Here is a 15070-nt window from a genome sequence, read left to right on the forward strand (position 1 = left end):
TGTGTTATTTGTTCGGTTTTATTTTTTCAAGACAGTCTTCAGATTCTAAGTATGGCTTTATTATTTGAGGATTTTTATCTTTCTCTATTAAAGGTTGCAATAGTTTATTTGCTGTGTTGCATAACTCAAAGTTAGCATTTTTATTCCCCATTGCAAAATTAATTTTAGCGATTGTTAAATTAGTTTTTACAAGTCCAATGAGATAATCTTTCTCATCTGGGAATTTATTGGTTAGTTTTATAAAAATAACATTAGACTCTGCTATTTCTTCATGATTTTGGCTAATTTCATGATTGCTTATATTTTTATTTGCGATTGCTAAAAGGGCATTGGCGCGTAAATATTCTCTTTTAACTTCACTGGTTGAATTAAATTCAGTGTCCAGAGTGTCTAAAAGAGATTGAGATGTTTCTTTTACTCTAAAGTCATTAACTAAACTGTTTAAATGAAATATTTTGGTACGGACATGAAATAAGTCTCTTTTCCAAACTTCGTTTTCAGAATCCAAGGCTAGCGATTTCTCTATAATATTTTGTGCTAATAATAGCTTATCGAGCCCAGAAACAAGATCACCTTTATATTCCAGTAGCTCTGCTAATCTGCCTAAAGTGCTCGCTAGTCTATCGCGCATATAAGCGTCATTTTGATTTGGCGAGTTTAATAATTGGTCCTGTGTTTCTTCTTGAAATTTGATTGCCGTATCTATATCGCCAAGTGAGGTTAATGCACTGGCTAACCAAGAACGAGTATCCGCCACATCCGCAATCAACTGACTATCCTCAGGCGCTTTTGCCAAAGCCAGCAATTTAAGCCTTAGCGACTCTTCAAAATCTTGCTGCGCTTTGGCAAATTCCTGCTGTTTCATCGAAACTGAGCCCAAAGTGTTATGGGCATAAGACAGCTCCATCAGCGCATCTTTATCCTCTGGCGCAAGGGCGTACATGGTTTGGCTATAGGCCAAGTATTGCTCGAAAAAAGGGCGCGATGCCGCCCAATCACTCACATCATACTTAAGCTGTCCTAACCAGAACGCATTGGCACCTAGGGTTTTCAGTAGGGCTAAGTTTTCCGGCTGTAATTCGAGTAGTGGCAGCATTTTTTCTTGCGCTGCGAGTAATGCGCTGCGAGCTTCATCGATTTTATTGCGCGAATAAGCGACTTCGCCCATGGCCTCTAAGGTTTGGCCGTGTTGGAAACGGGCATCAAAACTTAAGTGCGTATCATCTTCTTTATTGGAAAAATCACTGAAATATTCCAGTGCTTTATTGCTGATCCCGTCGAGTAAGTCCATACGGCCGATGCCGCGCATCTTGTCGGCGAAGTCACCCACCATAAAGCCGAGCAAATCTTCGGCGGCGAGGCGTTTTTGCAGGGCAAGTTTTTCGGCCTCTATGCTGCGCACGCTCATAATGACGGAGGTTAAGGTGAGGACGCACAGTAGGGCGACGGTTAGGCGCCTCGTCCAGCGCAGCATATTGGCGCGTTTGCTGGAGGCTGCGATAAAGGCGGTTTCGGGATCGTCTAAATCGAATAACGGATTTTGGCTGAGGCTTTGGGCCTCTTTTAACGGCTTGCCTTCGGCGAGCAGATAAGCGCTGTGTTTGGCTTCGCTGAGCCAACGCTTAGATAAATGCTGTAGGCGACTCTTAATACTCAAACTGTCGCTATGTTCGCTAATCCAAGCCGTCGCCCGAGGCCAACGGCGTAAAAGTGCTTCGTGGGCGATGCTAAAACAGGGTTCTCCATTTTGCAGATGCGACACGAATAAGCGGCTATCGACCATGGCTTGCACTAGGGCTGTTTCGGCCGTGCTTTGCAGTTGCGACCAGCGAGCTGTGCGGCTGGTGATGGACTTTTCATCTTCGCGCAGGGTCACTAGCAGGGATAAAATCCGTGGTAGGCTGGCTTTTTCGGCATCGCTTAAATGGGAAATCGCCTGCTCGGCATTTTTGCCAATCGCCCCTTCAATACCGCCAAGTGCATGATAAACCGAGACTAATAACTTATCGTCGGCGCTGCGTTGTAAATACAAGGCCTGCAGCGTGTATTGCAACATGGGCAACGCATCTGGGTTACTGGCGGCATCGCTGCAGAGCATTTCATCGAGCGGCATCGCGGTGTCGCTGTCAACTTCCCAGCTTAAGTTGGCAGCCACCGCGGGCAGGCGGATCATTTGTAATAGCTCAGTGCGTGTCGGCGGCGCTAAGTCAAAGTGGGCACCGCGGGCTTTACCCGCCATTAAGCTTGGGTAATTGACCAATAAAGGATAAAAATCGTTGCGACAGGCACTGATGATAATCACGGCTTTTGAGGTGGCGAGTTGTTCCAATAATTCTATGAACTGAGTTCGTTCGGGATCGCTAAATAGCGGTGATGAGAGCAACACTTCTAATCGGTCGATAAACAAGGCAAAAAACGGATTGGAAAAGGGTTTAGCCTTGAGCGCTTGGGTGCACAGGTCGATCACGCTTTGGATATCTTCGACGAGTTGAATCGCCAGAGTCTCAGCACTCATGCCTTCGAATACTGGGGTGTCGTTGATTTCCCAGTCGAGCATAGCACTGGCAAGATCGGTGAGTAGTTGCCCTTTACTCACATCGGCAAAATCTAAGCTGCTGAATGACGCGACACCAATGCCGTTATAGCCGTCGCCCTTCATTAAATTGGGCACAACACCCGCATTAATCAGAGAGGATTTACCGCTGCCACTTGGACCTAAGATCAGGCAGAAGGCACGGCCAAACAGGATTTGTTGGCTTATCCGGTTAAGCAAAGTGCTGATTTGTTCACTGCGGCCAAAAAACACCTCGGCATAGTTAGCGCTATAGGCTTGCAGCCCCGGAAAGGGCGAGCCGCCTTGCCAACTCTGTGGGCTGGCGGTGGCTTGGTGTCCGATAGGAAAACGCACTTCGGCTAAGGTGCGATAGCCGCGTTTGCGTATGGTTTCTATATAGGTGGGTTCTGTGGCGCTATCGCCTAATGCTCGACGTAACTGATTGATAATCTTGTGTAGTGGATTGTCGCCGGTATCTACACCTGGCCAGCAGTGGCTGACTATTTCATCACTGCTGACGACTTCGCCCGCCCGTTGACAGAGAAACAGCAGCACATCCATCGCCTTGGGCTCAAGTTGTTTGACTTGTTTGCCAAGGAGCAGACTATTGGCGCTGGGATTGATTTGCCATTCACCAAAGAAAAATGTGCTGTCACTCATAACGATGTCCATTTATTGAGTATTGACCATGGCACGGTAAAAACTTGCGCTGTGAGTCACTCTTATTGTTATACGTATTGTTATAAAGAACCGTATGCTTGTCATTCAAAGGTCTGACGTCAAGACGTTGACATTATGCCGTTGATGATTGTTATTTAAAAGGAATAACCCTTGATAATCAATGTAAATTTTATCAGGGTGAGGTGTGGTAAATAGTCTTTAGCTTGTCATTTTTCTGTCAACAGTTTGTGCTTTGCGCTAGATGTTAAATAAGGTGATGGCTTTTAGGTGTAGATTGCAAAAGATCAACAATAAAAAAGTGCCCGTGATTGGGCACTTTGTATTAGAGAGGAACTTAAGGATAACAAGCCTGACTTATCAGCACGTTAAGCTAAGTATCTTAACGTTAGCCCCTTAACATTGGTCCCTTTGGATTAGCGCGTTAAGGTTAGTGCTCTGGCTTGATAGCTTAATCTGGCCATTTGACCTTGATCTTGCAGTTCTAATTCATTGAGTTCGAAGGGCGGCTGTAAACCCGAGGCTTGGATAAGCTTAGGATCTAACATCAGCTTTAACTTTGGCGACTCTGGGGTCAGCCAATTGGCCGCTTGGGTGCGTAGAATCGCTACCTTTTGACCTTCGGCATTGGTGCCGGTTAACGTGCCACTTAAGCCAAAACGTCCCGCCTCGGCGACCGATAACTCAAAGTTGATTTGGTTAGGCAAGCCTTTATCCCAAACCGTGAGTACTTCGGGCTTGATGCTCGCCGAATTGACAAAAGACTTAAAGACAGATTTGACCGTGCGCTGCACTGGACGGCCATCGACTTGGGTTTGCACTGTGATTTCAATTTCACTGAAACCTGCATTGCTGCTCGAAAGTGCGACGCCCGCGGGGATCTCCGCTTGCCATGCCTCCCCTTGTTTTACCATCGCCAGCGGTTGCATATTGCCATCGGCTTGCTTGAGTGTTGCCTGTGGCACAAAGGCGTTATCACTTTGGCTGAGTGCGAGTTCAAGCCCAAGGGTTTGCGCATCCGCCGCGATGGCTATGGGGGCTTTGACGCTCAGTTGATAGGGCGAGCCTTTTTCCTTCACATTGACTAAGTAGTTGGCGCTTGGCGTTAACGGCTGACTGACCTGCAGACGATATTGGCCCGGTGTGGCTTTCGCCGACATTTGCAATGCACTGGAATCATCGGTTAACCCTGCGCTAGCCAAAGCATCGGCGTTGACCATTGATTTAACCAGTGACTCATTGGTGTTTATCCCGCTGCTATTGGCTGCTTTGCCTTGGGGTGACTGATTAGGGGTAACGCGCTGAATTTGTACGCGCTCAGGGGCAATAGCCTCTGCATGCATTAAGGCGCCAGAGCGGGTATCGCCCCGAGGTGCAATGCGCACTAAGCTAGACGCTTGGCTCATGGTGAGGCCCACGCCCGCATTAAGCTGTGCGCCTGTTACATTGACCCAATACTCGTCACTTTGGCTGGCTTGCTCCAGCTTAAGCATACTCGCTTGATACTCACCGTACAGCGGGGTGATAAAGCTAATGTAATCCGTACTGGTGTTGATGGGCGTGAGTGTTGGGCTGGCAATATTGCTATCGACTAAATCGGTATCGCTCGGCGCGGCTAGGGTTAACCCTTTGGCGTACATTGGGCTGGCATTGGTTTTGGGATCTATGGGTGTGGCTTCATCTTGGCAGGCTGCAAGCAGTCCGCTTAGCGCCAAGACACTGGCAAGTTTGCTGAGTGTGTGCATCTTAGTGCTCCTTAAATGTGGTTGCGGATCAGCGTGTCTAAGTTGAAACACGTACGACGGCTCTGCTGATGGCTTAAGGGCTCTTGGCCACGGGTCTTTTGTTTATCAGTAAACCAGACAGTGCCAGCCGCCTTTTGTGAGCTGCAATTTAAGAAGCCGTCGGAGCAGCTATCGAGCCAGTTTTGGGTGGTTTCGAGCGCGACTTGGTATTGATAACCCGCGCAGTAACTGTCGCTGTCCCAAATGGCGGAATCAACATCTGAGCCCACCACGACTTCGAAGGGTTTACCCAGCGATGGGCGACCCGCTGTGCCATTAAGCCAAGCGTTGTTGTAGTTTGCCATCCAACCGACTTGCTGTTGTTTCACCGCATTGCTGCCATAGCCTAAGAGCCAGCCTAAGCTGGTTTCGAACACATTACCTTGGTTCACCGCATCGGCCAGCGGCGTACCAGCACTGGAAGGCGCGATGGCGATAACCTTTGAGGTGGCGTTGATCACTGCAGGATAACGGCTGTCCCACGTTGGGTTAGATAAAATCCACCGCACTACGTTGCCACCATTGGAGTGGGTCAGCAGAATTAAGTCGTCGATATTTTTGGCTTGGATAAAGCTATTGAGCTGCGTGGCCAGACAACCTGCGGCGCTTTCTTCCCACATATATTGGTCAAAGTCGCAGTTGATCACTGTGTAATTGTTTGGCACTGGGATGCCTTGGCGCACTGAGTTAACAAATTCGGGCGTCCAGTAATCGGCTAAGGCATTGGTCTGGTGACCCGTACCATGGATAAAGGCGACTCCGGTTGCGGCTAACGTGACTGGGCTGACAGCGAACAGACCCAAGAGCATGAGGGCTTTTTTGATCTTCATGGCTATATCTCGTGTTGTTGGTCTTGTTGATTGTGGCCGCCAGTCCGTTGCGACAGTTCAGGGCAAGTCAGTTAATGCAGGATTTGCCGTAAATAAGCTTGAAATCGGCTGGCATGGCTCGGTTTATAGGCGCTCAAGCGCGGGTTACTCATTTTGGGTAAAACATGACTTAAGGCCTGAATACGACGGGATAGCGTGAATGCGCTAGTTTACGTTGGCATCAAATGTGATTGCCGTAACTTAGCCATTATCAACAGGACGTAACTCAAGCTTATTAACCTAGACGCAACATTTTAAGCTGGCAAGTAAAACAATCATCATAAAATGGAATCGCAGGGGCGCATTTTGGAAGGTTCGTTTTAATGTCAAACTAAAGGTTGGTAACCTGATGATAAGCAATGCCTAATAAACTAAATTTTGTTTTATCGTGTTTGAAATAGCGATTTGCTTACACAAAAGAATTTTCTGTGACACCCGCTTAGTGTCTGAATTAATCAGTTTATCATTCTGTATATAAAGGTTTTTTGTGATAAATAATTCAAACTCGCCCATTTACTCTGGGATATGGGTATCACTTTAGTGCATTTAAAGACTAAACCGATTAGGCTGAGCTGAGGTAAAGTGGGATAAACGGGATAAAAACCAACATTGCCGAGATGACATTCTTCTTATCTTAATCAGTCATCTGAGCCATGGATTGACTGGGAGTAGAAAAAGTAGCGCGATATGGGCAGGTTTAATCTAAATAGACAACAAACACGGGAGAATAAGTTTGGCGATAGAACATAATAAGATGGTGAGTTGCTTAAGTGGGCTGCAATGTCGCACTAATTTCACCATAAAAAACATTACTGAATACATGCTCCCAGAAACCAAAGAGGCTTTCTATTTACACCTCGACGGTAAATCACCAAACTTGATTATTCGTCCCGCATTCGAAGTCTTTTCCGGCGAACTTGCCACTATTGCAGGCGTGCATGCCAAATACGACTATTTCCACAATGCCGAGATGACACGTTTCCCCAAACGTTTACATAAGAGTTTGACCGAAACCCACTATGGCCTTGCCTTTAGTTTTGACACAGTTGAAGCCGTACAGCAATTCATTACCCGTTTGAGTGCGATAGTGAAAGGCGCATAAGCTTTTACTGTATAAATCTTTAATAGAAGGCCGCTTAATTTTTCGATTGAACGGTATCTAAATTTTAACCATGCAGTCCTAGGGTTAAATTCCTCAATATCAATGAAAATGAGGAATTTAACTGCTGCCTTTTTACGCGGCTTTTCAGTATATTCATCAATAGATGAATTTTGCTGGAGCTTGCCATGTCGCTTATTCCCGGTCGCCCAAAGGGGGTTGTGCCATTTACCGCCCAAACTGAATCACAGCAGCAGACTCCTGGTCGTCCGAAAGGGGATTCCGATGCCCGCCAACGCTTAATTATCGCAGCCCTAAATCTCTTCAGTCATCGCAGTTATCCCAGCGTTTCTACCCGTGAAATTGCCCGCGAAGCCGAGGTTGATGCCGCGCTTATTCGTTATTATTTTGGTTCAAAAGCGGGCCTGTTCGAACAAATGGTGCGGGAAACCCTTGAACCCGTATTAGCGCGTTTTCGTGAAATATCCGCTGCGGATGCCCCTAATAACTTGGGTGAACTTATGCAGACATATTATCGTGTTATGGCACCTAACCTGGGATTGCCACGGTTGATTATACGGGTGTTACAGGAAGGCGATGGCTCAGAACCCTATCGCATTATGTTGTCTGTTTTTGAGCAAATTTTATCCCTCTCGCGGCAATGGCTCGAATCCACATTAGTCAATGCGGGGCTATTGAAGGAGGGATTAGATCCCGATTTAGTACGCCTCAGTTTCGTGAGTCTGATGGTTTTTCCGCTTATTGCGCCCCCGGTGTTAATGCGTCAGTTCGGCTTTTTTAGTGCCGATGCTGATGGTTTACAGCGTCTAGCGCTGCACAATATGCAGGTTTTTACCCAAGGTGTACTGCGTGAACCGAGGAAGTCGTAATGAGAGTGAATTTTAAAATTCTGATGCACGTGAGTGTGGGTTGTGTGATCTTGCTATTAGTCGGCTGCACCGAAGCGCCGCCCAGAGTGCTTGGCACTGTCGAGCGGGACAGGCTGACGCTTACCGCGCCCGTAGGTGAGTTGATTACTCAAGTGAATGTGGTTGAAGGTCAACAGGTTAAGGCGGGTGAGGTGTTAATTCAGCTCGATACAACCTCAGCCAATGCGCGCCTCGCCCTGCGCCAAGCCGAGCTTGAACAGGCTAAAGCTAAACTTTCTGAGGCGGTCACAGGTGCGCGTTTAGAGGATATAGAACGCGCCAAGGCCGTGCTCGACGGGGCGAATGCTAGTGTGAATGAAGCTCAGCGAGCCTTTGAGCGTACCAACCGTTTGTATGCCACGAAAGTGCTGAGCCAAGCGGATTTAGATACGGCCCGTGCGGCGCGGGATACCAGTTTAGCCAAGCAAGCTGAGGCGCAGCAAAGCCTGCGATTGCTAGAAAATGGCACCCGTAGTGAGCAGCTAGAGCAGGCCAAAGCGGCGGTGGCTGCAGCTCGCGCCAGTGTAGCCATCGAACAAAAAGCCTTAGCAGACTTGAGCTTAGTGGCGGCGCGTGATGCCGTTGTCGATACGTTGCCTTGGCGAGTCGGTGATCGCATTGCCGCAGGCACTCAGTTGATTGGTTTGCTGGCGAGCGATAATCCCTATGTGCGGGTTTACCTGCCCGCGACTTGGTTAGACAGAGTGAAGGCGGGCGATGGCGTCAATATTCTTGTGGATGGCCGCGAGATACCGATTGCTGGCACTGTGCGCAATATCCGCAGTCAACCTGCTTACACGCCATTTTATGCGCTGAATGAACGTGATCGAGCGCGCTTAATGTATTTGACCGATATCACCATTTCCGCCGCAGATCAGGACTTACCTACTGGCATGGCATTAGAAGTTGAACTCGATGTGCTGCAACTCGATGTGCTGCAAGGAGTGCAGCAAAAAGTGGAGCAGCCATGAAAAGCGCTGATTTTGCTATCGAGACCCAAGGGATGACCCGCGCCTTTGGTGGTGTTAATGCGGTAGAAAACCTCGACCTCGCCATTCCCAAGGGCACCATTTATGGGTTTCTCGGCCCCAATGGCTGCGGAAAATCGACTTCAATTCGCATGTTGACTGGGTTGCTGAGTCCCACATCGGGGAATATCCGCGTATTGGGTGAAACCTTACCCGGCGCCGAGGAAAAACTGCGTCGCCGCATTGGCTATATGACGCAAAAATTCTCCCTGTACGACAATCTTTCGGTGCGGGAAAACTTAGAGTTTGTCGCGCAAATTTATGGCCTTAACCGCCGAGCATCAAAGCTGCGAATAGCCGAGTTAGTCACGCTATACGATTTAGTCGGCCGCGAGAAACAAATGGCGGGCTCCATGAGTGGCGGCCAGAAACAGCGTTTGGCCTTAGCGGCAGCGACCTTACATCACCCCGAATTATTGTTTCTCGATGAGCCGACATCGGCGGTCGATCCTGAAAATCGACGCGAGTTTTGGGAACGCTTATTCGATCTCTGTGCCCAAGGCACCACGATACTTGTGTCGACTCACTATATGGATGAGGCCGAGCGTTGCCATGGTCTGGCGATTTTAGAGCGGGGGATAAAACGCGCCGACGGTTCACCCCAGCAGCTGATGGCGGCGATGGGGGCTCGGGTGGTTGAGATCTCAGGGGACGACTTACGCACTTTAAAACAATCACTGATCAGCGAGTCTGCGGTATTGTCAGCGGCGCAAATCGGCAGTCGTTTGCGGGTGTTAGTGCGCAGCGATATTGAAGATCCGCTTGCTTGGCTTAAGCCAAGAGTTGCCAGCCGGACGATGGAAGAAGTGCGCGCTAGCTTAGAAGATGTGTTTGTCACTTGTACTGGCGAGCGCTTGGCTGGGGTTTCCAAGGGAGAGACTGACCATGTGGCGTAGGATTTTTGCGATTGTGGTCAAAGAGCTGCGGCAGTTGTCGCGGGATCGCATGACCTTTGGCATGATAGTCATGATCCCGTTAGTGCAACTGATGTTGTTTGGTTATGCGATCAATACCGATGCTCGCCATCTGCCTGCTGGGTTAGTTAATTTGAGTGATTCTGCCTACAGTCGCGCACTGATTAAGGCGGTGGAAGCAACGCAGGTTGTGGATTTTAAGCAGCGATATTTAAGTGCCGCCGAGGCTGAGGCGGCGATCACTCGCGGCGAAGTCAAAGCCGTGCTGTATTTGCCCGCCGATCTTGATGAGCGCTTAGTGCGTCACCCAAGCTTTGTGGGTCAGCAATATTTAGCCCAGTCCTATATCGCACAACCCGCTGGCCAATGGCTGGTGGATGGTTCAGATACGGTTGTCGCTTCAACTATTCGTAGCCTAAGGCAAATGCCATTGGATGAAGTCGCAGGAAGAGCACTAAAAACGGCGATACCGAGTTTTGAAGTGGTGCAATATTTCAACCCAGAACAACGTTCTGTGGTCAATATCGTGCCTGGCCTGTTGGGGGTGATTTTGACTATGACCATGGTGATGTTTACTTCCGCCGCCATAGTGCGTGAGCGCGAGCAGGGCAATATGGAGTTTTTGATCACTACGCCTGTGCGGCCACTGGAGTTGATGCTGGGTAAAATCGTGCCCTATGTGATGGTTGGCTTTGTGCAAGTGACCATTATCCTGAGCGCAGGGCATCTGTTGTTCGATGTGCCCATTCGCGGCGGGCTTGATTCCATCGCCCTTGCTGCTATGTTGTTCATTTGCGCCAGTTTAACCTTAGGATTAGTGATTTCGACCATAGCGAAAACCCAGTTGCAATCGATGCAGATGACGGTATTTATCCTCCTGCCATCGATTCTCTTGTCGGGATTTATGTTCCCCTACGAAGCCATGCCTATCGCGGCGCAGTGGATTGCCGAAGCCTTACCCGCAACCCATTTTATGCGCATGTCACGGGCGATAGTGCTGCGCGATGCCCAAGTGATGGATCTGCAATTTGATGCCCTGTGGATGATAGGTTTTACCTGTATCGGGCTATTTATCGCCAGTATGAGATTCTCTAAGCGTCTAGATTAATATTATCATCAGTATGCTGATAGTCGCATGGCAGGCTATCTGCAACTGGGAATGAGGTTGTGCTAGGTTAGGCAGTGAATTATGATGCCGTTTTCCAAATCTAGGGTGAAACGGAGTTCAATTGGATATTCAATGGAAGCCAAAAGCTTGGCTCGCAATATTATTAGGTCTATTTTTTCAGCCGTTTGTATTTTTATACGTTAATCAATTTAAATATTTTATTCGATATTTTATTGGTGCGCTGATTATCGCGGCCGTTGATGTATTTTTACACTCAAACTATTTCCCATTTAAATCGGGAAATATGGCTTGGCTTCAAAATATTTACCTCTCTTGGTTATTTATTGTTATTTGTCCCATTCACGGGTTTATGATCGCCCGTCGTTACGATATTACTCAACCCCGCCGCTGGTATGCTCGCTGGTGGATAGTGTTAGCGAGTTACGCTTTGATGATGTTACCGCTGATTGTGTTACGAGGTTTTTTCTTTGAGCCTTTTAGTATTCCGGCCTCTTCCATGAAGCCGACGTTAGCACCTGGCAATCATGTGTTGGTGAGCAAGTATGGTTTTGGTAACTATCGATATTTAGGTTTTCAACTGGCTAAGTCGACGCCATCGGTAACACCCGCAAGAGGGGATATATTGGTATTTCAATACCCTGCAAACCCGACGATTGACTATGTAAAACGTGTAATTGGTCTACCCGGCGATAGGATTATCTATCGCGACAAAACCATTTTTGTGCAGAAAGCCTGCAATGTATCGAGGGAAGCGTGTGCAGGATTGGACTCTCAATACGATCTTATCGATAAAATCTTATTACCCGAGTTGAGTACTGAGACTCAAGCTGTTTACCAAGAGTCGCTGGATGATATTCGCTATCAGGTATTATTACTCCGCCATCAGAAAGAACTGGTTGATCGCTATTATGTGCAGGAAAACACATTAAGGGATGAATGGTTAGTTCCCGCTGGTCAGTATTTCGTCTTAGGTGATAACAGAGACAATAGCTTAGATAGTCGATATTTTGGGTTTATTCCTCAAGACTTGATTATTGGTAAAGTAATATATATTTGGTAAGGCTGAGCGCTGATGGGGATAACCAATACGGGCTTATTGGTGTTATCCCTAATCAAATTTCTGCAAAGCATTTTAGCCAGAGGCTTTATTACCCTCTAGTGCCAAAACAGGTTGAATGTGTATTTTGCGATCCAATTAATAATCTAGAGTTTGATATAGCGCAAACTATAGATAAACAGTCGCGCTAAGCCATTGAAATCGATGTTGCTTAATTAGGATATCCCTTACACTGCCGCTAGGGCGATTGCCGCCATCATGCTTAGCGAAGGGAATTCATTATGCCTCCAATCATTTGTCATAGCGCGCTCGATGCGGTTGCTTTAATTCAAAGCGGCGAGACGCTGTGGACTCATTCCATGGGCGCCACTCCGCGCATTTTATTAGATGCGTTGGCGCAGCATGCACTCACCAAAGAAAATCTCACCCTGTTACAGTTACATACTGAAGGCGCCGAATCCTTAAGCCATCCCAGTTTACAGGGGCATTTACGCCATCGATGTTTTTTCGGTGGGCTGCCAACGCGGGCATTACTGCAAAGTGGTGACGCGGATTATGTGCCGATTTTCCTGTCTGAAGTGCCTAAGTTATTTCGTTCCGGCGAGCAAAAAATTGATACCGCAATTATCCAAGTGTCGCCACCCGATAAGCATGGCATGTGTTCCTTAGGCATTTCGGTTGAAGCAACGCTCGCAGCTTGCCAAGTCGCGGGTAAGATCATCGCTCATATTAATCCACAAATGCCACGCACCCATGGTGACAGCTTTATCCATATCGACCGTTTTGCCGCTGTGTATGAGCAGAGCGCGGCGTTGCCCATTCATTCCTTCGCGACGGGCGATGCCGTGAGTCTGGCGATTGGCAAAAATGTCGCCCAATTGGTGCGTAATGGCGATTGTTTGCAAATGGGTATAGGTGCGATCCCCGATGCCGTGCTGTCTTGCTTAACCGAACATAAAGACTTAGGCGTCCACACAGAGCTATTTTCTGACGGCATATTGCAACTGGTTGAAAAGGGTGTGATTAACAACAGCAAGAAGTGTTTTTATCCGGGAAAACTCGTCACAGGTTTCGCCTTGGGGAGCCAGAAATTATACGACTATGTTGATGATAATCCTGCGGTCATCTTTATGGACATAGAGCAAGTTAACGACACGGCCATTATCCGTAAAAATCCCAATGTGATGGCGATTAACTCGGCGCTGCAGGTCGACCTTTCAGGCCAAGTGTGTGCCGATTCCATTGGCACTAAAATCTATTCTGGTGTCGGGGGCCAGATGGATTTCATCCGCGGAGCAGGGTTATCTGAAGGTGGTCGTTCTGTGATTGCGCTGCCCAGCACTGCCGCGGGGGGAACGCTTTCTCGCATTGCCAGCGTGTTATCACCTGGCGCAGGGGTTGTCACCACTCGGGCCCATGTGCATTACATTGTGACCGAATACGGCGCCGCTAATCTACGCGGCCGTTCACTGCGCGAACGGGCACAAGCGCTGATCACCATCGCTCACCCAGATTTTAGGGAACAATTAAGTCGTGATGCCTTTGATGTGTGGGGATTAAATCTATAGCATTGTAAATCTTGGTGTTATGGCTTGCTGCCGAGTTTGCAGTGGTGCAAGCTCGTTGAGCGTAAAGGGTTGGTTTTAATACGTCATTTAATCGTGGTAAAGAGTCGTTTGTCTGTCCCGATATGGTATAAACTCTTGGCGGGTTTGACCGACAGACTTATAAAGAAAGGAGTCAATGATTTAAATGGATGAGATTGAATTAAAAGCATATTTAACAGAGAGGGTGTTATCTTTTTGTACGCGCTGGAACAGTATCGAAAATACCCTCTATACCGAAAGAACTGCCGAAGAAGATAAGCTACGGCAGGAATTGCCAGTGGCTGAATTCCATTATGCGAAGCAAACCGATTGGTTTGCTTTACTGAGTGAGCAAATAGCGCCGTTATTTGACGATTTTTGCACCGATAAGCCCCGTGTTTACGGCGGAAAAGTGCGTAATTCCTTCGGGTTTCCTTCAAAATTTAATGGTTGCGATCATCCTCTTGAAGTGCAAATTACTTTAAAAAGTAAAAGCAGAGCCGAAATCTATATTAAAACCAACACTAACTTCGAAGATGAGTATTTGTTTATTGCTCTTAAAAAAGCCGATGAATGGCGTATCGATAGCTATAAAAATCGTCGCTATGGCAATGAGAAATGGAGCGTACAAATCCTTTAATTCAGCTTAATCTCAATGCTTGACGTCAGTAAAAAATGACTAAAGCATTGAGTTTAGTAACGTCGGTTTAATTTAAGTGATGCACTGAGACACAAAAAATATTGTGTAAATGGAACATCTTTATGCCATTAGATAATGCTCTTATTGCTCGAATCAAAGCCGAGACATTGCGGTTTACAACGGTTGAGGTTGAGCAATTTTTATTAGCTCATCCTGATAAAACCTTTTATGCCTTTGCTTTTGACACCCATGCCGAATACGCAGAATTAAATCTTTGTTTTAATACAGAGGCAGATTTTCAGCAGCGATTGGCCTATTACCAGTCTGGGAAATGGGCTGAGTCATACCAAAGCCCTGAGGCTATCCAAGAACTTAAATTCAATACAGGTGACTGGGAGTATCAATGTTTTAGTACATGTTACCTGCTTTCAGAGGATGAGTTGCAGACGATTCAACAGAGCTTACCCGAGGATGACTTTAGTGAGTGGGAGGAGATAGTGCGGCAAATACGCGCAGTGTTTAACGAATGCCTAGTGCAGTTTACCCAAACTGAAGTCTATCAAGCGATTCCTAAAACCGATGGTTTTATGGCCTTTAGTATCGACCATGATGAAGATGTATCGGATATTGTGATGTCACCAGTCTTGTCGTAGTGCTCAACTTTATTGTTTTAATTTGGTTGTGTGTCTATTGTAAATCTAATGCAGTTACTCACGTGACTGGCATCATCCTCTCCTTAATGACCGTCCATCCGTGGCGGTTCTGCTATGACATGTCATCACCCTTTCATTTTTGCCGTCATT

13 protein-coding genes are annotated in these 15070 nt (G+C 47.3%); 10 read left to right on the forward strand and 3 right to left on the reverse strand.

What is annotated here, in order from left to right; all coding sequences use genetic code 11:
• Positions 1 to 4 precede the first annotated feature (4 nt).
• The 3 genes from L5L98_RS00610 to L5L98_RS00620 form a co-directional block, all read right to left on the reverse strand.
• A complete protein-coding gene (locus tag L5L98_RS00610; protein WP_263138133.1) occupies positions 5 to 3214 on the reverse strand; it encodes a winged helix-turn-helix domain-containing protein in 3210 nt (1069 codons plus the stop codon).
• Positions 3215 to 3648: 434 nt separating this feature from the next.
• Positions 3649 to 4977, reverse strand: a complete 1329-nt coding sequence (locus L5L98_RS00615) for a DUF4785 domain-containing protein (RefSeq protein ID WP_263138134.1) — start codon at positions 4975 to 4977, stop codon at positions 3649 to 3651.
• Between the two features lie 11 nt (positions 4978 to 4988).
• The gene (locus L5L98_RS00620) at positions 4989 to 5846 is read right to left on the reverse strand and encodes a hypothetical protein (RefSeq protein WP_028760548.1); all 858 of its coding nucleotides are present in this window, start codon (positions 5844 to 5846) and stop codon (positions 4989 to 4991) included.
• On the opposite strand from L5L98_RS00620, the gene L5L98_RS00625 reads away from it, so the two are divergent.
• The 10 genes from L5L98_RS00625 to L5L98_RS00670 all read left to right on the forward strand — a co-directional run bounded on the left by L5L98_RS00625 (position 5845) and on the right by L5L98_RS00670 (position 14920).
• A complete protein-coding gene (locus L5L98_RS00625; RefSeq protein ID WP_168823115.1) occupies positions 5845 to 6045 on the forward strand; it encodes a hypothetical protein in 201 nt (66 codons plus the stop codon). The two genes, L5L98_RS00620 and L5L98_RS00625, sit on opposite strands and share 2 nt — an antisense overlap.
• A 594-nt stretch (positions 6046 to 6639) precedes the next feature.
• Positions 6640 to 6987 carry a hypothetical protein gene (locus L5L98_RS00630; protein WP_113938914.1) on the forward strand — a complete coding sequence of 116 codons (348 nt, stop codon included), beginning with the start codon at positions 6640 to 6642 and terminating at the stop codon, positions 6985 to 6987.
• A gap of 185 nt (positions 6988 to 7172) precedes the next feature.
• Positions 7173 to 7874, forward strand: coding sequence for a TetR/AcrR family transcriptional regulator (locus L5L98_RS00635; protein WP_263138135.1), 702 nt, complete (start codon positions 7173 to 7175; stop codon positions 7872 to 7874).
• 23 nt (positions 7875 to 7897) lie between these two features.
• A complete protein-coding gene (locus tag L5L98_RS00640) occupies positions 7898 to 8884 on the forward strand; it encodes an HlyD family secretion protein (RefSeq protein ID WP_411569198.1) in 987 nt (328 codons plus the stop codon).
• Complete coding sequence (locus L5L98_RS00645; protein ID WP_168823108.1) at positions 8881 to 9837, forward strand: ATP-binding cassette domain-containing protein; 957 nt, start codon at positions 8881 to 8883, stop codon at positions 9835 to 9837. Before L5L98_RS00640 ends, L5L98_RS00645 begins: the two co-directional genes overlap by 4 nt.
• Positions 9827 to 10963, forward strand: a complete 1137-nt coding sequence (locus tag L5L98_RS00650) for an ABC transporter permease (RefSeq protein ID WP_263138137.1) — start codon at positions 9827 to 9829, stop codon at positions 10961 to 10963. Before L5L98_RS00645 ends, L5L98_RS00650 begins: the two co-directional genes overlap by 11 nt.
• A gap of 121 nt (positions 10964 to 11084) precedes the next feature.
• Entirely contained in the window at positions 11085 to 12044 is a 960-nt protein-coding gene (lepB, locus tag L5L98_RS00655; RefSeq protein WP_263138138.1) for a signal peptidase I, read from the forward strand.
• A 278-nt stretch (positions 12045 to 12322) separates the two neighbouring features.
• Positions 12323 to 13609: an acetyl-CoA hydrolase/transferase family protein gene (locus L5L98_RS00660; RefSeq protein WP_263138139.1), complete on the forward strand. Its 1287-nt coding sequence runs from the start codon at positions 12323 to 12325 to the stop codon at positions 13607 to 13609.
• A gap of 184 nt (positions 13610 to 13793) precedes the next feature.
• Positions 13794 to 14267, forward strand: a complete 474-nt coding sequence (locus tag L5L98_RS00665) for an NTF2 fold immunity protein (protein WP_105249681.1) — start codon at positions 13794 to 13796, stop codon at positions 14265 to 14267.
• A 122-nt stretch (positions 14268 to 14389) separates the two neighbouring features.
• Positions 14390 to 14920, forward strand: coding sequence for a DUF4303 domain-containing protein (locus tag L5L98_RS00670; protein ID WP_263138140.1), 531 nt, complete (start codon positions 14390 to 14392; stop codon positions 14918 to 14920).
• Positions 14921 to 15070: the final 150 nt, after the last annotated feature.

The sequence above is a fragment of the Shewanella sp. SM23 genome (assembly GCF_025654295.1).
Classification (GTDB): domain Bacteria; phylum Pseudomonadota; class Gammaproteobacteria; order Enterobacterales; family Shewanellaceae; genus Shewanella; species Shewanella oncorhynchi.